The organism is Xenorhabdus poinarii G6 (genome assembly GCF_000968175.1).
Taxonomy (GTDB): Bacteria; Pseudomonadota; Gammaproteobacteria; order Enterobacterales; family Enterobacteriaceae; genus Xenorhabdus; species Xenorhabdus poinarii.
On sequence record NZ_FO704551.1, the window covers coordinates 1,350,860 to 1,366,941 of the forward strand.

Annotated in this window: 27 protein-coding genes and 2 pseudogenes; 14 read left to right on the top strand and 15 right to left on the bottom strand. The window is 43.9% G+C overall.

Annotated features, from left to right (window positions below; genetic code table 11):
* Positions 1 to 3: 3 nt before the first annotated feature.
* From XPG1_RS06150 to XPG1_RS06205, 12 genes and pseudogenes are all read right to left on the bottom strand, one after another.
* The gene (locus XPG1_RS06150) at positions 4 to 216 is read right to left on the bottom strand and encodes a DUF7301 family protein (protein WP_045958290.1); all 213 of its coding nucleotides are present in this window, start codon (positions 214 to 216) and stop codon (positions 4 to 6) included.
* A complete protein-coding gene (locus tag XPG1_RS06155; RefSeq protein ID WP_045958291.1) occupies positions 217 to 1,002 on the bottom strand; it encodes a DNA cytosine methyltransferase in 786 nt (261 codons plus the stop codon). It abuts the gene before it with no gap.
* Positions 999 to 1,427 (bottom strand): zinc-finger-containing protein, encoded by a 429-nt coding sequence (locus tag XPG1_RS06160; protein WP_045958292.1) that lies wholly within the window; start codon positions 1,425 to 1,427, stop codon positions 999 to 1,001. The genes XPG1_RS06155 and XPG1_RS06160 overlap by 4 nt, the downstream gene beginning before the upstream one ends.
* Positions 1,428 to 1,435: 8 nt before the next feature.
* Positions 1,436 to 1,882: pseudogene (locus tag XPG1_RS06165) on the bottom strand (SAM-dependent methyltransferase); the annotation flags it as partial.
* A gap of 85 nt (positions 1,883 to 1,967) precedes the next feature.
* Positions 1,968 to 2,468 carry a single-stranded DNA-binding protein gene (locus tag XPG1_RS06170; protein ID WP_045958293.1) on the bottom strand — a complete coding sequence of 167 codons (501 nt, stop codon included), beginning with the start codon at positions 2,466 to 2,468 and terminating at the stop codon, positions 1,968 to 1,970.
* A complete protein-coding gene (gene recT, locus XPG1_RS06175; protein WP_045958294.1) occupies positions 2,461 to 3,267 on the bottom strand; it encodes a recombination protein RecT in 807 nt (268 codons plus the stop codon). The genes XPG1_RS06170 and recT overlap by 8 nt, the downstream gene beginning before the upstream one ends.
* The gene (locus XPG1_RS06180; protein ID WP_045958295.1) at positions 3,260 to 4,078 is read right to left on the bottom strand and encodes a PD-(D/E)XK nuclease-like domain-containing protein; all 819 of its coding nucleotides are present in this window, start codon (positions 4,076 to 4,078) and stop codon (positions 3,260 to 3,262) included. Before XPG1_RS06180 ends, recT begins: the two co-directional genes overlap by 8 nt.
* The gene (locus XPG1_RS06185; protein ID WP_045958296.1) at positions 4,075 to 4,353 is read right to left on the bottom strand and encodes a hypothetical protein; all 279 of its coding nucleotides are present in this window, start codon (positions 4,351 to 4,353) and stop codon (positions 4,075 to 4,077) included. The genes XPG1_RS06180 and XPG1_RS06185 overlap by 4 nt, the downstream gene beginning before the upstream one ends.
* On the bottom strand, positions 4,350 to 4,556 hold the full coding sequence (locus XPG1_RS06190; protein ID WP_045958297.1) for a hypothetical protein: 207 nt from the start codon (positions 4,554 to 4,556) through the stop codon (positions 4,350 to 4,352). Before XPG1_RS06190 ends, XPG1_RS06185 begins: the two co-directional genes overlap by 4 nt.
* 149 nt (positions 4,557 to 4,705) lie before the next feature.
* A complete protein-coding gene (locus tag XPG1_RS06195) occupies positions 4,706 to 5,101 on the bottom strand; it encodes a hypothetical protein (RefSeq protein ID WP_045958298.1) in 396 nt (131 codons plus the stop codon).
* Positions 5,094 to 5,312 (bottom strand): hypothetical protein, encoded by a 219-nt coding sequence (locus XPG1_RS06200; protein ID WP_045958299.1) that lies wholly within the window; start codon positions 5,310 to 5,312, stop codon positions 5,094 to 5,096. Before XPG1_RS06200 ends, XPG1_RS06195 begins: the two co-directional genes overlap by 8 nt.
* 361 nt (positions 5,313 to 5,673) lie before the next feature.
* A complete protein-coding gene (locus XPG1_RS06205) occupies positions 5,674 to 5,910 on the bottom strand; it encodes a hypothetical protein (RefSeq protein WP_045958300.1) in 237 nt (78 codons plus the stop codon).
* Positions 5,911 to 6,044: 134 nt separating this feature from the next.
* On the opposite strand from XPG1_RS06205, the gene XPG1_RS06210 reads away from it, so the two are divergent.
* Complete coding sequence (locus XPG1_RS06210; protein ID WP_157879412.1) at positions 6,045 to 6,512, top strand: magnesium transporter CorA family protein; 468 nt, start codon at positions 6,045 to 6,047, stop codon at positions 6,510 to 6,512.
* On the opposite strand, the gene XPG1_RS06215 is transcribed toward XPG1_RS06210, so the two are convergent.
* The 3 genes from XPG1_RS06215 to XPG1_RS06225 all read right to left on the bottom strand — a co-directional run bounded on the left by XPG1_RS06215 (position 6,509) and on the right by XPG1_RS06225 (position 9,264).
* On the bottom strand, positions 6,509 to 6,886 hold the full coding sequence (locus XPG1_RS06215; protein WP_045958301.1) for a transcriptional antitermination N peptide: 378 nt from the start codon (positions 6,884 to 6,886) through the stop codon (positions 6,509 to 6,511). The genes XPG1_RS06210 and XPG1_RS06215 overlap by 4 nt on opposite strands.
* A 481-nt stretch (positions 6,887 to 7,367) precedes the next feature.
* Positions 7,368 to 8,522, bottom strand: a complete 1,155-nt coding sequence (locus tag XPG1_RS06220) for a type I restriction endonuclease (protein WP_045958302.1) — start codon at positions 8,520 to 8,522, stop codon at positions 7,368 to 7,370.
* Between the two features lie 28 nt (positions 8,523 to 8,550).
* Positions 8,551 to 9,264 carry an XRE family transcriptional regulator gene (locus XPG1_RS06225; protein ID WP_045958303.1) on the bottom strand — a complete coding sequence of 238 codons (714 nt, stop codon included), beginning with the start codon at positions 9,262 to 9,264 and terminating at the stop codon, positions 8,551 to 8,553.
* Positions 9,265 to 9,371: 107 nt separating this feature from the next.
* Between XPG1_RS06225 and XPG1_RS06230 the strand changes: the two genes are divergently transcribed.
* The 13 genes and pseudogenes from XPG1_RS06230 (at position 9,372) to XPG1_RS06290 (ending at position 15,842) form a co-directional block, all read left to right on the top strand.
* Positions 9,372 to 9,560, top strand: a complete 189-nt coding sequence (locus tag XPG1_RS06230; RefSeq protein ID WP_045958304.1) for a YdaS family helix-turn-helix protein — start codon at positions 9,372 to 9,374, stop codon at positions 9,558 to 9,560.
* Between the two features lie 344 nt (positions 9,561 to 9,904).
* Positions 9,905 to 10,879: a phage replication protein O gene (locus XPG1_RS06235; RefSeq protein WP_084717275.1), complete on the top strand. Its 975-nt coding sequence runs from the start codon at positions 9,905 to 9,907 to the stop codon at positions 10,877 to 10,879.
* Positions 10,876 to 11,616, top strand: coding sequence for a replication protein P (locus XPG1_RS06240; RefSeq protein WP_045958305.1), 741 nt, complete (start codon positions 10,876 to 10,878; stop codon positions 11,614 to 11,616). Before XPG1_RS06235 ends, XPG1_RS06240 begins: the two co-directional genes overlap by 4 nt.
* A 20-nt stretch (positions 11,617 to 11,636) precedes the next feature.
* Positions 11,637 to 12,545, top strand: a pseudogene (gene rdgC, locus XPG1_RS06245) (recombination-associated protein RdgC).
* A gap of 21 nt (positions 12,546 to 12,566) precedes the next feature.
* On the top strand, positions 12,567 to 12,755 hold the full coding sequence (locus XPG1_RS06250) for a hypothetical protein (protein WP_045958306.1): 189 nt from the start codon (positions 12,567 to 12,569) through the stop codon (positions 12,753 to 12,755).
* Positions 12,752 to 13,087 (top strand): phage protein NinX family protein, encoded by a 336-nt coding sequence (locus XPG1_RS06255; RefSeq protein WP_045958307.1) that lies wholly within the window; start codon positions 12,752 to 12,754, stop codon positions 13,085 to 13,087. The genes XPG1_RS06250 and XPG1_RS06255 overlap by 4 nt, the downstream gene beginning before the upstream one ends.
* Positions 13,084 to 13,425: a nucleoside triphosphate pyrophosphohydrolase family protein gene (locus XPG1_RS06260; protein WP_231853060.1), complete on the top strand. Its 342-nt coding sequence runs from the start codon at positions 13,084 to 13,086 to the stop codon at positions 13,423 to 13,425. The genes XPG1_RS06255 and XPG1_RS06260 overlap by 4 nt, the downstream gene beginning before the upstream one ends.
* A 22-nt stretch (positions 13,426 to 13,447) precedes the next feature.
* Positions 13,448 to 13,891 (top strand): recombination protein NinB, encoded by a 444-nt coding sequence (locus XPG1_RS06265; RefSeq protein ID WP_045958309.1) that lies wholly within the window; start codon positions 13,448 to 13,450, stop codon positions 13,889 to 13,891.
* Between the two features lie 16 nt (positions 13,892 to 13,907).
* Positions 13,908 to 14,255, top strand: coding sequence for a hypothetical protein (locus XPG1_RS06270; RefSeq protein ID WP_045958310.1), 348 nt, complete (start codon positions 13,908 to 13,910; stop codon positions 14,253 to 14,255).
* The gene (locus XPG1_RS06275) at positions 14,252 to 14,464 is read left to right on the top strand and encodes a hypothetical protein (RefSeq protein WP_045958311.1); all 213 of its coding nucleotides are present in this window, start codon (positions 14,252 to 14,254) and stop codon (positions 14,462 to 14,464) included. Before XPG1_RS06270 ends, XPG1_RS06275 begins: the two co-directional genes overlap by 4 nt.
* A gap of 69 nt (positions 14,465 to 14,533) precedes the next feature.
* A complete protein-coding gene (locus XPG1_RS06280; RefSeq protein WP_045958312.1) occupies positions 14,534 to 15,163 on the top strand; it encodes a recombination protein NinG in 630 nt (209 codons plus the stop codon).
* Positions 15,160 to 15,354 (top strand): hypothetical protein, encoded by a 195-nt coding sequence (locus XPG1_RS06285; protein WP_045958313.1) that lies wholly within the window; start codon positions 15,160 to 15,162, stop codon positions 15,352 to 15,354. Before XPG1_RS06280 ends, XPG1_RS06285 begins: the two co-directional genes overlap by 4 nt.
* The gene (locus tag XPG1_RS06290) at positions 15,351 to 15,842 is read left to right on the top strand and encodes an antiterminator Q family protein (RefSeq protein ID WP_045958314.1); all 492 of its coding nucleotides are present in this window, start codon (positions 15,351 to 15,353) and stop codon (positions 15,840 to 15,842) included. The genes XPG1_RS06285 and XPG1_RS06290 overlap by 4 nt, the downstream gene beginning before the upstream one ends.
* Positions 15,843 to 16,082 lie beyond the last annotated feature (240 nt).

Sequence of the window (16,082 nt, forward strand, 5' to 3'; positions counted from 1 at the left end):
GTTCTATCCTCTAAAAATCAGTACTCCCGCAGCCAAATCACGTTTTACCATTTGTCCCAATACCCGGTCTCGCCGATATTTCGTTATTTTAAACGGGTTTTTGGGACGTTGCCGATGCGGTTTTTTTCGGGTGTTTTTCCACCATTTTCTATGCAGTGCAGTGTACGTATCTAAATCGTGTTTTAATAACTCACTGGCTGTTGTTAGTTTTTTCATTTAAACCTCCTGCATATACGCCCTTATGAATGATTCCGCGACTGGCGCAACGATGGCATTTCCGTAGGCGCGCAGTCGTCCCACTCGGTTGGTAATCCCATTAATTGCCTGGCCATAATTGGGTGGTATGATTCTAGTTTTTTTATCTGCGCCCTGGTTGGGCTGCCATTCATTCCAAACAGGTGTAACCACAGCTGACGATAGAGAGTGTCGTTTCGAATTCTGCCGTCGTTCCTGATGAATGAGTTCCGAATGTCCCCGGCATCTTTGTGACATCTCGTTGTTGGTGTGGCCCACCCAATACAATCGTTGCCTGATGTGCGGGGCACCGATGCCCGCAGCGCATAAATCAACCGCTGCTGAGGTGTAACCCGTTCCTTCCAGGTCAGTTTGTGCCAGGTCGAACCAATTGAGTCCGTCGTTACTCGCAACCTGTTCACCAAATACAACGCGAGGTCTGCATTGCTCGATGAGGTAATGGAAATGTGGCCATAAGTGCCGCTCGTCAGTAAACCCGCCGCCGCTGCCTGCCGCGCTGAACGGCTGGCACGGACAGCTGCCTGTCCAGACAGGTTTATCGTCCGGCCATCCTGCATTTCTGAGGGCGTAACTCCAGACCCCAATTTCGGCGAAAAAGTGGCACTGGGTGTAATTTCGTAGGTCATCCGGTTTCACATCCTCTATTGAACGCTCGTCAACATCACCCGGCGCTATATGGCCGGCTGCAATTAAATTCCTCAACCATTGCGCTGCATAGGGGTCTATCTCGTTGTAATAGGCTGTCATTTAAACCTCGTACACATATTTTTCGCCCGCTCACACATTTCAGCGTCAAACCAACCAAAATGACATTTGTTGAAACTGATCCCCAACCGCCGCGCTAACCATCTATACGCGTCCGCGCGTTCCCAGTCCCGCTGCATCCGCATTCGTTCAAATGATAATTTACTGTTCGCCCGTGCTATCCGTGTTGGCCTGTCAGCTAATGTACCTAACGGAATATTGGTGCCAGGGTGCATACCGACACGTGCCTCACATGAGGCGCAGAGGTAAAACCACGGCCAGCGACTGTTATTCAGGATTCGCCCGAACACCTCTTTGTGATGGGCTATTTTTACGTGATTGCAGCAATAGCGGCATTGAGTGGGGATGGGTGACGGGTCATTGACCCGCCGAATTGCTCTAGGGTTTGGATTCCATGGGGTGTACATGCTGCGTCCTCCTTCATAAATGCCACCCAGTGCGTATTTGCACGTTTTCCTGATGGGTGGCCAAACAATGGTGATTCAGATGTCAGCGCTAATATCTCGCTAGTTTTGATTTGAGTTTCATTCCATTTAAAAATCAGTATCCCTGCTGGCCGTAGTACTCTGAACGCCTCTTTAAATCCCTGTGCTAAATCCTCTCTCCATGTCGTTTTATCCAATACGCCGTATTTTTTACGCTGCCAGCCATTTTCTCCGGCTCGTTCCAGGTGAGGCGGGTCGAATACAACCAGTTGAAATTGATTACTGGCAAATGGCAGGGCGCGAAAATCGCAGATAATATCCGGCGCAATATTCAATTCCCGTCCATCACATAAAATGTGACGTTCGCGCCGGATATCGCAGAAAATGACATTGGGATTGTTGCGGTCGAACCAGAACATCCGAGAGCCACAACACATGTCCAATATAGTAGGTTGCACAATAATCCTCCCGCCACTGAGGTAGCGTTAGTTAATGAGGTGGTATTTGGATTACTGAATGGGGCTAGAATGGAATCGTATCATCGTCAAAATTCATTGGCGGCGCGTTGTTCTGTGTCGCTGGCGCCGGACGAGAACCGCTGAATTGCTGAGATGCCTGTGGCTGCTGTGGTTGTCCCCAACCACCTTGTGCGGGTGTATCCTGCGCTGAACTACGGCTGCCCAACATCTGCATTGTGCCACCGATAGGGTTAACCACAACTTCGGTGGTATAGCGGTCTTGGCCGCTCTGATCCTGCCACTTGCGAGTCTGCAAAGCGCCTTCAATATAAACCTGAGAGCCTTTTTTCAGATATTCCCCGGCAATTTCTGCCAGTTTGCCGAATATCACAACCCGATGCCATTCGGTTTTTTCTCTCATCTCGCCGGATTGTTTATCGCGCCAGCTCTCAGACGTTGCCAGGGTGATATTGGTAACTGCACCGCCATTCGGTAGATAGCGAACTTCCGGGTCTTGCCCCAAATGACCCACTAAAATAACTTTACAAACTCCACGACTAGCCATCGTTTCCTACCTCCTCGAATTCACCCTCAAATATTGCGGCATTATCCTGATCGATATTAGCGTCTGCCTTTTCATCCAGAATGACGGCTTTTTGCATTTCGATAGAAACAGGCAGATATTTAAATAATCGACGAATAACAGTCTTTTTCGCCATTTCTTCCCAGTGAGTTACCCACGGGCCGTTGTTACCAGCGCTGCTTTTTTCTCTGACTTTTTCAACTTGTTTTCTTGTCATGACCTCAAATTGAACACCTCCATCTTGCAGTCGAGCCACGGCATAGACATGGGTTATTGGTGCGTCCTCATTCTCTCCGGGAATGTGGGTCAGATTCTCATTCAATCCGTATTCATAATGGAATTGATCACCATCGCGAACAGTGCGAGCTGAAATACTAACTATTTGACCTGAGCGACGAGCCAGGTCAATCATTCCTCGGTAACCAATAATCAATTGAACGTTGGACTGGCCCGTTTTGGATTTCCCATTACCAAACGGTAATAAATAGGCATGACCTAACGCACTACCCGGCTCTAACCCAAGCTGCGAGCACTGAACGACAGCACCAACAAAACTTTGCATGTCGCAGTTGGCGAGCGCCGGGGTTTTCCTGATCTCCGTGGTGACAATCCTTATCATCCTATCTGGTGCCATATGACGAGGAAGTGCGGCAGCCAGTTGCGCTTTCATACTGGGTTTATTAATGAATTGAATCAGTGCCTGATCCTTGGTGGCGGCAACCTTAGTTTGTGGTTGCGCTTTCTGCAAATCAGCTTGTGCTAATGGTGGGGTGTTAGTCATTTCTTAACTCCTTAGCCCAGCGGGGCAGTGACAACGTTCTAATGCCGGGCCATTCGTTGGTTCTCAGGCACTCAGCGTAGGTTTCTAGATTTCGTTGGTAGGATGCGCGGCCTGCGCCTTTGATTTGGTCGTCCATAATGAAAATTCTGACTGGATAACGACCACAATTAACCGAGGTGCTGACAACCAGAAAAACAAACGTAGGAGGTTCTCCGGTCAGATCCTGATAGCCATCAGAATAAAATGCATCTTGTACATGGTAGCGATATTTGTAAAAATCCTTTTCGAACTTCTCCATGTCGGCAGCGCTTTTCACGTCAACTATCCAGTGGTGAGTTTCAATGAGTTTATCCGGCCGACTGCGGCATAAAACCCCGGTTGTGTAATCGTTCCAGTAAATGCTACTTTCTGCGTGCCCTGCTGACTCTAAACACCATTTGGCAATTGGGTGCGCCATTGCGCTATCTCTCATGATTAATAATTTCCTGTTATTTTCATGAGTTATTGGCGTGATATTTTCCCGTTCACACATTTCAAGAAACTCTCTTTCTTGCTCTCTTCCTGCGCTGGTTCTGCGATTTACATCCGGCCCTATTTTGAATCGTTTTTGAAACTCATCCGGCTCAAGCAGCAGGCAATGCAGAGCTGTACCGATATCCAAGGCCCCTGTTTTTTCTTCATCAACAGGGGCGTTCCTTTGCCATATCAATTCGGCCGGAGCTTGGTCTATAATGTCCAGTTGAGACTTGCTTATCCCCGCACCCTTGTGATAGTCCTCATTGGAAATGTCGTAGTAGATACCGGGTGTCATGTTGTTCTCCCCATTGATTTATCTTTCAAATCCATCATCACAATGGCATCCAGTGCCGCGACGAAGACGTCCCATGCAGCCGGATTGCTCTTAAAGATGGGACCCAGAATTTTGTTAGCCTCTTCCGAAAGGGGGTTATCGATAAACCCTAAGACAGTTTCTTCCGCCTCTTCTCTAAGATCTGCCTCTACAGCATCCTGATATGCCGCTTCTTCCCTGCGGCGTTCTTCGGCTTCGTCCTGCATCCAGCCGGGATCGCAATCGAACTGTCTCATGCGGTAACCTCCTCATCCTGATAATGGTCATTGAGCACTGAAATAATATCCTCACGCTCCAAATAGATGCTATTGAGCATAATTTCCCTGCCGCTACCTACCAATTGCCATTTGGTATCATCATCAATGATTAATATGGTTCCGCCTCGTCCGTTAGACTCAACCCTGAATCGGTTATCATCGAGAACAATTTTTAATGCCATAGTTACCTCCCATACACTAATTTCAAATAACAGTTGGCGATATCCCAGTCAGGCAGCATGAGATGCAGAGACAAAGCAGCCTCATGCCGCGCAAAGAGTGCTAAGGCTCTGCGAGCATTCATGATTTGATTTTTCCCTGGTGTTGGTTGTTATTTTGCGGTTAGAGCGATGAGTGCGCGGGCGTGTATTTCAGCAGATTCACGGTCGAGGTGGATTAGTCCGTTTTCTAAAAAACTAGTGTCGATTGAATTACCAACCCAATTCCAGGTATACGAGGTAGTTACCATACAAATATTTGGAATATAATATCGCTGCCCCGCTGCCAGCGGTTCTCTCACTGGTTCCGGGATATCGTATTTCCCAATTTTGATGGTTCGGGGTTTTAGGCGATATTCATGACTAGACCAGAACGAAAAACACGCTCCACAACCGCGCCATTCCTCGCCAGTATTTTCCCGCCATTGGAAATGCTCCCCCCAATTTTCATTTTCCTGCGCAATTTCCGCTGCTTTCATCATTAAATCAGCGTGTATATGTTTAGCCATTATCATCCTCCAATGCCATTGCCCCTTCCTCTGGATATTCGGTCTGATACACGCCTAACCCTGTATAGGTTTTCCCATTTTCCTCTATTTCCATATTATCCATAATGGTAATTTCAGTTGACAGTTCCTCTGGTTCTGGTTGCGTGAATTCAATACCAATGAAATCACAGATATATAATATTTGTTGTGTTGTCAGTGTTATTTGTAACATTTTTGTTTTCCTATATTCAGGTAATAAAAAACCCCGCATTGGCGAGGCTGGTGTTTGTTTGAGTTTATTATTTAAAACTTTATTCCATGCATAATAATGTTAGTGTAGGAACCAAAAATACTAATGCTATTAGCACGCATATAACTTTAACTATTTTGTTCTTAGATGTGCATCCTATATACATAGATAACACTCCGGCAGGGAAAGTTAACCACCAACACATCAAAAACATAATCTTGAACCATTCAACGCTATATATTTCATCTACTAACACACATATTCCCTCATGAATCCCATTGCCGAATCCATGAATATATCAGAGTAACTCACCACAGCCCACTCGGAAATGAGCTGGAGTTAGTCAAACACCACCAACTACTAAATCGAACTCTCTTTTTGTTATTGGTGGTTGGATACAATTAGCAAACAAAATTTCATTTTCCAGTGATTTTATAAATCTCCACGATTTAAATAATCGACCTGTATAGATGTTTTCCATGTAATCAGGGAAGTGGCCTATTTCATCCCGTAAAAATTCCAGCGCTTCCATCCGTTCAGCTATCTCAGATTTCATGCGGTTGATTTCGTATTCGGTCATCACACCCTCACTGTAATTATTAATTTAATGTGCCTGAATATTTAACCACCTCAGGCGGCAGTGGTTCCACTGTACCCCTACAGTGAGAAATCAGTTAAAATTATCTCACCCCTACAGAAGTGAGAATAATTGAAATGCCTATTAGTACTACATGGAATATCGTGAAAGATATATCTGGTATTGGTAAGAAAATTTTTGATAAAAAAGTTGACGATGAAGTCAGAAAACAAGTTCAGGAAATGATTGATAAGTCATCTGAGCTATATGAAAGAATCGTCACGCTTGAGGAGGACAGACAAGCGAGTAGACAGCTTATCATTGAGCTTCAAGAAAAAATCAAGCGCTCCAAATATTTTCATCGTGAGTTTAAAAAATATAAACCACATCAATTTGAAACGGGCGCGTTTGTTTACTCTTATGATGCATCCATTCATCAGGATAAGCCCCCTCATTATGTATGTACAAAGTGCGCAAGCGACAGTGTAATATCGATACTTCAGCCTAAAGATACTTCTTGTTATGAATTGACTTGTCATGGATGCAACTCAAACTATGTGGTTAAACCTAAAATAGCGGGCTTCTTTGCCATGCCCCGAAATTAAACCCTGGCAGTCACCTCTCCCGATTCCAGACGACGGCGGGAGGGGGTGGTGGTTGAATAGAGTGCGACGTCACTCATGCAGCAATTATCAAAACTGGGCGTTGGATCTTGTGTTTCATCACCTTTAACTTGAGTAATTAAACTAGCGATGACGTTCGCACTGTCATTTTGTGATTTGCGCTTGAGAGTGAGCACCTTGCGAGGTGAAGTTTCAACGCCGAACGCCTGATCAATGATATTTTCCAGTGCTTTTATTTCAGATTGGCGGATATGTTCTTCTAAACGGTGATGAGTAATCAGATCGCCACGTTCCATATAACGGCGCATCCGTGAGTTCAAACGACCTGTTTTAGACAAAACAATGACATTTTCCATTTTAGTTACCCCATTAGTAAGTTTTGGGGCGCAGTTAATGAACTGTGAGGCTGTTTAAAATTTGCGTAACTCATTTAGAGGTGCGCAAAATTCTCAGCGACTCTGTCTATCCTTAGACTCTGCTAACCACGCCCCAAAAATCACTTTGGGTAGGGACTCTCCACACGGGCGGAGCATTCATTGTAGGTACTACGGTTTTTAATTCTTTTGTGCTTCTTATCGAATCATCTACCTCTTCATATGCCGGTAGCGGCTACTTCGTGGGCGTCCTGCCTGTTCGATGTATAAAATATACAAGCAATACTTTATAAAAACAAGTAATACTTGTTTGAATGGGCAATAAAAATACCAAAATTCTTTATATTATCTTGTTTTAAAAGAGAATTAATTTTTATTGATTGCTTGAAATGTGAGCAACGTGGCGTTTTAGATGGGAAATTGGTAGGTGTTATAGAAAGCCACCATCTGGTGGCTGGTACTATTATTGTGATTTTTTTCTGAAATTATCGTCATTCTTTACGAATTCAAGAGCATCAAAAATAATTCCAGTTATCCTTAATATATCCTCCGGCGCTTCTACAAATATACGTGAATTATTAGCAGATAACCCCGCTCTATTGATTTCATTCAGTAATATGTCTGTTAGTTCGATAGGTATCTGGATGTAAGGGTTATTCTTCTTATCGAAGTACCTTATCATCCATCTATTTGATTTACCTTGATAAAGTATACCGAAATAAGATTCAGTGTCTTTATATTTCAGATCAACCTCTTCACCTATTACTGATTTAACCTTTTCAAATAAGGTCAGCTCATTTTTTGTTGTTATTATATTTGGATTATCTGGATCTATGAGCATATCAGGTTCAGAGTTTTCCACAGAAAGCTCTTTATCATCGTTAGGGATCTCATCGATTGGTAGGTGCTTGCTTGATAGCCCTGAAACGACCATAGCACTAACTGACTTTTCGACAGCTTGCTTCACTAACGGCGTGATTGACTCTATGAATCTTTGATTTAACTGTCTTTCTACATTAGATCTGCTTGCAACGTACCTGACAAATTCGCTATCTACATCTCGTAAGCTTGAACTGATAGTTTTTGTAAATGCGGAAAGATATACGCTTTCCTCCGCCAGAGTACGCAGCGCTTCAGGCTTGAATTTGTCATGCCTGAATCTGTACAGTTGACTAGCGTCAGCATCGCTTATCTCGTCCATTCTAATGTGTAAGAATGGAGATGGATCCATGACATTCTTTTGTTTTAGGTCTGTGAAAAAACGCCACTCTTGCCCATTAGTTATGGCAGATATTGTTACTTCTGGTGTTGAATTAAAATAACGGGATAGTTGCGGGCAATGATTCTCTATTTTTTCTTTATAGCCTTTGGCTTCTATAAACATAACTGGCACGCCTTGGCAAAATAGAGCATAGTCGACTCTCTCATTGGCTTTTACCCCTGGAAAGTCCGCACCATATTCGGCTTTCACTTTTTGCGGGTCGTATGGGCTAAAACCGAGAATATCCAAGAATGGTAATATCAGAGCCTGTTTGGTTGTTTCTTCGGTGGAGCAGTGCTCTCCTACATTTTTAACATGTTCAACGTGATGCTTAAGTTTTTGTTTAAAATTTTCCATTCCATAACCTTAGTAATTTAAAATAACCTTAGTAATCTAAAACGGAGTACCAGAACATTCTCCCGATAATGCTCACCTGATCTTCATCCGCGACTTCATCTTCGTATTCATCACGGTTGTAACTTCTGATAAGAAGCTTTCCTTTTGGGCGCCTGTAAATACATTTAAGGCGCTTTAGTCCATCCTGCTCAATTGCATATACTTTTCCGTCGATAATTTTTTTATTAGAAATATCTATTGCTATTGCTGTTCCATTTGGAATAACCGGTTCCATGCTGTCGCCTTTTGCAGGAAAGCAGAGGACTGTAGAGCCATCAGTTGGAGCACCGATCCTTCTTAGGGTTGCTTTTGAAAACCGTAATTTGAATCCGTTATAGTCCACATTAATACACCCGCCATTCCCACATGCAAACTCTATATCCTTTAGGAATGGAACTTCTACTTCGTCATTATCTAGAGGCGTTCTACTATCCCAGGGGGAAATCGTTGTCCATTCCTGTTCAGGTGGTAGTTGCTCTATATCATTTTTTTTGGGTGGTGAAATAGACTCACCAAACAAAAGCCAATTCACATCAGCATCAAGGATTGAGGCTAATGCTGTTAATCTTGATTTTCTGGGTTCAGTGCTGGATTCCCATTGCTGTACAGATTGTGGGCTAATACCTAGCCTCTCAGCTAATTCAGCCTGAGTTAGTTTTTTTGCAAGCCGAGCTTGCTTGATTCGTTCGTGCATTGTTTTCATACCTCAAATATACAAGCAAGGCTTTTACTTTAATAGCAAGTAAAACTTGCTTTTTTAAAGTATCCCTTGTATTTTATTTATTGTTGATAGTAGAAAAGGAAAAATTTATGGACATACTGGATATAACAATAGAAAAAGCTGGTGGTGTGCCTGCGTTAGCCAGAATGTTAAGCATTAAGGATCAAGCGGTTCGCCAATGGATCAAAAAGGGATATATACCTCCCTCAAGATATGCACAAATACATGAAAAATTAGGAATACCGCTAGATAAGTTAGTTAGAAGTAAAGATTTTTAGTTAGCAATAGCGCTTCACAATGAATGCCCCGCCCGTGTGGGGAGTCCCTATCAATCAACCCGTATTGGTAGGCTAAACATAACCAACCTAAATCGGGTTAGATCAAATCACCCCATATTTAATGAGTATTACTACCCCATTGTAACCATCATCTATCTAGAATAGCTGATTTTTTTGTTTATTTATTAAATGAATCATTAATGAAATTAATTTAGGAGTGAACAAAAATGAACGAGGGGCGGGAAAAGAAAAACCCCAGTTGCTGTAACAACTGAGGTCTCAAAAATACACATTTCACAGAGGTAATTATACATGAAAAATCGAATGAGTGATAGGGAGGTCGTATGAATACAGCGGAGGTTTATGATTTCAATACGGCTAAAAAAATCAGGAGCAATAGGGTGGACAACCAGAAATTAGGGTTCATCCCGTTGTACAGGAGCATCAGAAATAAGTCATGGGCTAAAGATGTGTTCCTCAGAACACTGTGGGAAAATTTGTTATTTGAGGCCCAGAAAGGTGATTACGTAGCGAATTTCAAGGGTAACATCTGGCACTTAAAGGCTGGTCAATTGGTTACTACTCCTGCTGACCTCGGGCTAAACCTGTGCGATAGGAACAATAGGCCAACCAGTAGAGATGCGGTAAATAGAATGCTGGCTGTTTTTGTTCGTGAGGGAATGATAACCATCGAAGGGGAGAAGCATAAAGGTACCGTGATAACTATCACAAATTACAGTGAATATGCTCAAAAAACAGACGATTTACCCGCACATAGAGCCGCACATGACTCCGCACATGACGAGGCCAGTAATGGCGCGGCCTCAGAGGATGCCCCCGCACATGAAGGCGCACATAAGGCCGCACATCATGAACAAGAATATATATTAAATACTAACGTATTTAATGATCGTCCGAGAAAATCTAAATCGCCTGGCAGGGTTCATCCTGATGCTGAGGTGAGTTCACCTAACGGCAATAAGTGGGGAACAGCAGACGACCTGAAAACTGCGGAGTGGATTTATCAGAAGATTCTGGTTGTTAGACCGAATGCTAAAACGCCTAACTGGGCGGCATGGGCGAATGATATTCGACTGATGAGGCAGTCCGATAATCGAACCCATTCGGAAATCTGCCGTTTGTTCAAATGGGCCAATCAGGATTCATTCTGGTACTGCAACATCCTGTCACCGGCCAAACTGCGGGAAAAATGGGACACGCTCGAATCGCAGAGTACACAACCAAACCGAAAATCTCACTCCAATTCAGAAACATCCAGCAATTGGAACACTGTTGACGCATGGGATGGATTTATATGAATCGTAATCTGGTTAACGCCATTAAAAATCGTGATGGCGCTGCTCTGTCTCGGCTGTCAGAGGGACAAAAATCTAACAGCCAGCCAGTGGTGAATGAGGATGCAGAGCGACTGGTTAATGCGTTATTCAGGCAACTGAAACAGGTATTCCCTGCTGCGACACAGACTAATTTACGGAATGAATCTGACGAGGCGTTAGCTAAACAGCAATGGATCGCCGCATTCGCCGAGAACGGTATTCGTACCAGAGAACAACTATCGGCAGGTATGCGACAGGCGAGAGCCAGCGTGTCCCCGTTCTGGCCGTCACCTGGTCAATTCGTCCAGTGGTGCAAACAGGGTGAAGCTGTAGCACTCGGATTGCCAACCGAAGATGGGCTTTACGACATGTTCCGTGATTATTGTAATCATCGCGGCTGGCGTGATATCGAGTGGCAATCTAATGCCTGCTACTGGATGGTGACCAAAATTCACTCAGATATGATTCGTCAGAATTTAACAGATTCTGAGGTACGAAAACTCTGTAGCCGTGAGTTGATGGCAATGACGAAACGTATTCAGGGCGGTGAGAAAATACCCGAACCTATTGTTCAAATTGAGAAAAAATATACTTCGTCAGATGAAGATTCTGTGATAATGAATTTGTGGCTGATAAAGCGCAATTTAGGCTGCAATCTATCCCTGCAAGAGTACGAGCACCAATTCTATGACGAAAGACTAAAAGCTATCAGCAAATAATCAGCCAAAAGGAAATTAATATGAATTTTTTCAAAAATGCGATGGTCTATCGTATGACTCGTGACATTCAAATTTCAGCGGAAACACTGGAAACTCAATTGTCGGCACTGGCATTCACCCAGTGTGGCAGTCAGGATATGACGAAAACGGGTTGGGGTTCTCCAATGGGCTCTCACGGTGAAACGTTGACTCATGCAGCAGGGGATCAAATCCTGATTTGCATGCAACGTGAAGAAAAAATATTACCCTCATCGGTCATCAAAAAAGAGTTACAGGCCAAAATAGCCCGCCTGGAAGGTGAACAGCATCGGAAACTGAAAAAAGCCGAGAAAGATTCGCTGAAAGATGAAGTGATTCACACTCTGTTGCCGAGAGCTTTCAGTCGTTTCAGCCAGACCTACCTCTGGATTGATAACGACAATCAGCGAATTGTTGTTGATGCCAATAGTGCAAAACGTGCCTAGGATGCATTAGCACTCCTGCGGAAAACGTTAGGCTCACTGCCTGTCACGCCGATGATGCTCGCTAATCCCATCGAATTAACACTGACTGATTGGGTGAGTAAAAACGAGTTGCCAAAAGAGTTTATGTTGCAGGACGAAGCTGAGCTGAAAGCGATCCTGGAAGAGGGTGGAGTGATTCGCTGTAAGAAACAGGATTTGGTATCCGAGGAAATAGCAACGCACATTGAATCGGGGAAATATGTCACTAAGTTAGCGCTGGATTGGGAAGAACGCATTCAGTTTGCTTTGTCTGATGATTTTGCCATCAAGAAAATCAAGTTCAGCGAAGTATTACGCGAACAGAATGACGACATTGATCCTGAAGACGTTGCTCAACGATTCGATGCGGATTTTGTGCTGTTCTCCGGTGAACTGTCTCGGATGCTCGACAGTCTAATTGACGCGCTCGGCGGTGAAATTAAATAACCCCACCATAAGGATTTTGAGATGATAATTTTCCATAAAGAGGGATGGGAAACACCCCATGATCAGCAATCCGCGGCGATTTTGCGGCGGCGTCGTCAATGTCGCCCATTTAATATCGGAAAAGATCGGCATTTGCATCGTAAAGTTGTTCGGTGCTATCCACGAGGATATGTATTTTATCGGTTAGCACTACTGGAGGTATTGAAATGAAACTAAAAACGAGTGAACTGACGGGGCTGGCGTTGGATTATGCCGTGGCTATAGCCCAACGCTGGGAAATAGTAATAATAACTGAGTATTCCCCATCAACCGATTGGGAACAGTGCGGGCAGTTGATTGAGAAATACATTGATGATTTAACCCACATGGCATTTAGAGGTGATCATTGGGTGGCAAATTGTAGAGCGGTGCTAGTTGATGATTTTTCTATTTTTAAAACACAAACAGGCGACACACCACAAATCGCCATCTGTCGCGCGGTAGTGGCTGCTCAGTCGGGTGATGAGGTGGATATTCCTGATGAGCTATTGGAGGGGGTATGACAATGAATATCACTGGACTACAGAAACAAATCCATCAGCAGAATGTTGAAGCGGGCTGGTGGGATAAACCTCGCGAACGGGGAACTTTACTGTGTTTAATTCATTCTGAAATTAGTGAAGCAATGGAGGGTGAACGTAAAAATTTAATGGACGATCATCTACCACACAGGCCGATGGCAGAGGTTGAATTAGCCGATGCTGTTATTCGCATTCTGGATTATGCAGCAGCATTTGGTTATGACATTGAGGGCGCGATTGCTGAAAAACTAGCATACAACAGGCAGCGCGCAGACCATAAACGAGAGAACCGCGCTAAAGCTGGCGGTAAGGCGTTTTAATCGGGCAAATAACGGAGGTCAGGTGGATAAGCAGATCTTTCTGCTACGGAATGCGCGCATACTCAAAAACCTGATAGCCACTCTCGATAATCTACCCTTCAACGACGAATTCCCCATTCAAATCACTATCTCAGACTCAAGCCGAACCCTACCGCAGAACGACAAGTTCCATGCGTTATGTGGTGACGTCTCTAAACAGGGTATTGAATGGTCTGGTGATACATGGAGCACACAGGAATGGAAATGTATTTTCGTCTCCGGTCATGCAAAAGCGACTGGGAAAGAGGGGCAGATAATCGCAGGGCTGGAAGGTGAACTAGTGCCACTGGCAAGAGAGAGCACCGCCAAAATGGGTATAAAGCGCATGAGCAGCTTAATTGAATATTCACAGGCATGGGCTATATGTCAGGGCGTAAAACTCACAGAGACACGCTACGCGCTGAATTATTACGGTCACAGGATTTAACTCAAACGGAGGCAGGATGGATGTTAAAAATATCTCTCAGCACCCAAATAAATTAATCGGTGAACTCCGCGAGGACAACTACCGATTACGCCAGCAGTTACTGATAACGAGGCAGACTCTTAGTAGTACTAACCATCGTTTGAGCCTGGCTCAGGCAGAACTGAGTCTGCGTAATTTTGATATTAGCTGCATACCGCCAATCCCCATATCACCACAGATTAGAGAATGGATGGATTGGTATGGCGTGCCGTGGGAAACGTTGTATTGCCAAATTTGTAGGAGTTGGTTTTCTGATTTGGATAGCGCATTCCCATATCATTTAGAGGGTTGCAGGTGCAAATGTAATGAGGAGCAAGAGCGGTGAGTAAATTAACATTTATTTTACTGATTGGATTTTTACTATTAGCGACAAATTCAATATTTTTATTTTTCCACAGTATCGTGAATTGGCAACGTCCAACACTGGATGATGCGATTTTCTGTCTGAAGCTGACATTATCAGAATTCTGTACATTTACCATTGTGTATCTGGCAATTAATGCATTGTTTAATTGGGCGAGGGTGGGGAAATGAAATACCTCGCATTCATATTATTTTGGGTAACAGTCACCATGATTATGGGAATAGTTTTAGGGGGATAGGGTGGCAAAGGCAAAAACGCCGAAGCCCAAGACCTGTAAAATATGTTCTACTGAATTCACTCCATATCGTTCCAATCAAAAAGTCTGCTCAGTCAATTGTTCAATAAAATTCGCGGCAATAGAGACCAAGCGTAAAGCTGAGAAAGCATTGCGTCGCCAGCGTTCTATTGAGCGCCAGGATCTGAAAGCTAGAAAAGAAAACCTGAAATCACAATCTGACTGGGAGAAAGAGGCTCAGGCAGCGTTTAATAAATACATACGCGCCAGAGACCATGGTAAAGAGTGCATTAGTTGTGGCTGTGAATTGGTAGGGTCTAATAATTATCTGACTGGTAGCGCTATTGATGCTAGTCACTACAGGTCAAGAGGTTCGGCCTCACATCTCAGATTTAACGTTTTTAACGTCCATTCATCATGTACCCGATGTAATCGCCAGCTCAGTGGTAACGTAGTTGAGTATCGCATCAGGCTCATCAAACGGATCGGTCTCAGCAAGGTTGAGGCTCTCGAATCAAACAATAAGCCGCGTAAATTCAATATCGAGTACCTAAAGCGGGTGAAAAAGATATTCACCCGCCGCGCCCGATATTACGAAAAGCGACGGAAACGCGAATATATGGAGGCGGCATGAACATTATTTTCGATGATTTTTATGAGGCTATCGAAGATGCCAGACATAAAAAAGAGAAATATGGCAGGGATTACAACATTATCCAGAGTAAAGACCGCGCCATTGTGGTTGGTGATGTTATGCAGGGCGTCAGGATCATGTTTAGCACTGCCAGTGATGGTTATCACACAGTATTGCCGGGGGTAAAATGAGTTATATTGGAGAGAGAATGCTCACGAAAGAGCAGCGCGACTGGATTGAGCCATGGTTAAATTTGTGGGGAGCATGGGTTTACAGTGGCAGAATCGATAAGCGCCAGGTGAACATGATTTATAAATTCATGCTGAGCGTAGAACCCCACAATGGACGTGATAGACCAATGTGCAATGATGATGATGGCATGTTGATATCTCAGGTTGTTGATGCCGTCATGTGCATTGACCAGACTGCCTACGGTATTTTGCTGAGTTACTACGCTCATGGCGCCTCGAAACTGTCAATTGCATCGTACTATCACCGGACTGCAAAGCCCCGCAAAATGATGACTCGCTCAGGAGGGAGATTAATGAAACCATCTCGTGGCACATGTCGTCGTGAGGTGGATGAAATTTTAAACGCGAGTGTCTATCTGTTGTATCAACCTCTGCAAAATGCGTTTAAAACTCGCAAACGTGTAGAGAAAATTAAAAAGATTGCATAGAACGCGTTGACATCAATGAGCAAATGAGCAATAATTCTTGGTAAGATTGCCGTAATTGACTCTTAGGTGATCTTGCCTGAATTCCATAGCCTCACTAAATCAAGTGGGGTTTTTTGCTTTTTGGCAGTCACCAATTTTGTATTTAACCATTTCGAGCAACACCTCGAATTGGTATAGAGAGACATCATGAAAGATGAGTTCGAAGGATTTTAATTCTAGGCTGCGCTCCGGCGTAGCCTT

Bases quoted from the DNA above. Each gene is read 5' to 3' on its own strand.
- XPG1_RS06225 (WP_045958303.1), bottom strand. From the start codon at position 9,264: ATGAAAACAATGCACGAACGAATCAAGCAAGCTCGGCTTGCAAAAAAA.
- XPG1_RS06290 (WP_045958314.1), top strand. From the start codon at position 15,351: ATGAGTTATATTGGAGAGAGAATGCTCACGAAAGAGCAGCGCGACTGG.
- XPG1_RS06205 (WP_045958300.1), bottom strand. From the start codon at position 5,910: ATGACCGAATACGAAATCAACCGCATGAAATCTGAGATAGCTGAACGG.
- XPG1_RS06200 (WP_045958299.1), bottom strand. From the start codon at position 5,312: ATGTTACAAATAACACTGACAACACAACAAATATTATATATCTGTGAT.
- XPG1_RS06180 (WP_045958295.1), bottom strand. From the start codon at position 4,078: ATGACACCCGGTATCTACTACGACATTTCCAATGAGGACTATCACAAG.
- XPG1_RS06195 (WP_045958298.1), bottom strand. From the start codon at position 5,101: ATGGCTAAACATATACACGCTGATTTAATGATGAAAGCAGCGGAAATT.
- XPG1_RS06170 (WP_045958293.1), bottom strand. From the start codon at position 2,468: ATGGCTAGTCGTGGAGTTTGTAAAGTTATTTTAGTGGGTCATTTGGGG.
- XPG1_RS06260 (WP_231853060.1), top strand. From the start codon at position 13,084: ATGACAATGAATATCACTGGACTACAGAAACAAATCCATCAGCAGAAT.
- XPG1_RS06190 (WP_045958297.1), bottom strand. From the start codon at position 4,556: ATGGCATTAAAAATTGTTCTCGATGATAACCGATTCAGGGTTGAGTCT.
- XPG1_RS06235 (WP_084717275.1), top strand. From the start codon at position 9,905: ATGAATACAGCGGAGGTTTATGATTTCAATACGGCTAAAAAAATCAGG.
- XPG1_RS06250 (WP_045958306.1), top strand. From the start codon at position 12,567: ATGATAATTTTCCATAAAGAGGGATGGGAAACACCCCATGATCAGCAA.
- XPG1_RS06220 (WP_045958302.1), bottom strand. From the start codon at position 8,522: ATGGAAAATTTTAAACAAAAACTTAAGCATCACGTTGAACATGTTAAA.
- XPG1_RS06185 (WP_045958296.1), bottom strand. From the start codon at position 4,353: ATGAGACAGTTCGATTGCGATCCCGGCTGGATGCAGGACGAAGCCGAA.
- XPG1_RS06255 (WP_045958307.1), top strand. From the start codon at position 12,752: ATGAAACTAAAAACGAGTGAACTGACGGGGCTGGCGTTGGATTATGCC.
- XPG1_RS06160 (WP_045958292.1), bottom strand. From the start codon at position 1,427: ATGTACACCCCATGGAATCCAAACCCTAGAGCAATTCGGCGGGTCAAT.
- XPG1_RS06210 (WP_157879412.1), top strand. From the start codon at position 6,045: ATGCCTATTAGTACTACATGGAATATCGTGAAAGATATATCTGGTATT.
- XPG1_RS06285 (WP_045958313.1), top strand. From the start codon at position 15,160: ATGAACATTATTTTCGATGATTTTTATGAGGCTATCGAAGATGCCAGA.
- XPG1_RS06240 (WP_045958305.1), top strand. From the start codon at position 10,876: ATGAATCGTAATCTGGTTAACGCCATTAAAAATCGTGATGGCGCTGCT.
- XPG1_RS06270 (WP_045958310.1), top strand. From the start codon at position 13,908: ATGGATGTTAAAAATATCTCTCAGCACCCAAATAAATTAATCGGTGAA.
- XPG1_RS06150 (WP_045958290.1), bottom strand. From the start codon at position 216: ATGAAAAAACTAACAACAGCCAGTGAGTTATTAAAACACGATTTAGAT.
- XPG1_RS06215 (WP_045958301.1), bottom strand. From the start codon at position 6,886: ATGGAAAATGTCATTGTTTTGTCTAAAACAGGTCGTTTGAACTCACGG.
- XPG1_RS06155 (WP_045958291.1), bottom strand. From the start codon at position 1,002: ATGACAGCCTATTACAACGAGATAGACCCCTATGCAGCGCAATGGTTG.
- XPG1_RS06230 (WP_045958304.1), top strand. From the start codon at position 9,372: ATGGACATACTGGATATAACAATAGAAAAAGCTGGTGGTGTGCCTGCG.
- recT (WP_045958294.1), bottom strand. From the start codon at position 3,267: ATGACTAACACCCCACCATTAGCACAAGCTGATTTGCAGAAAGCGCAA.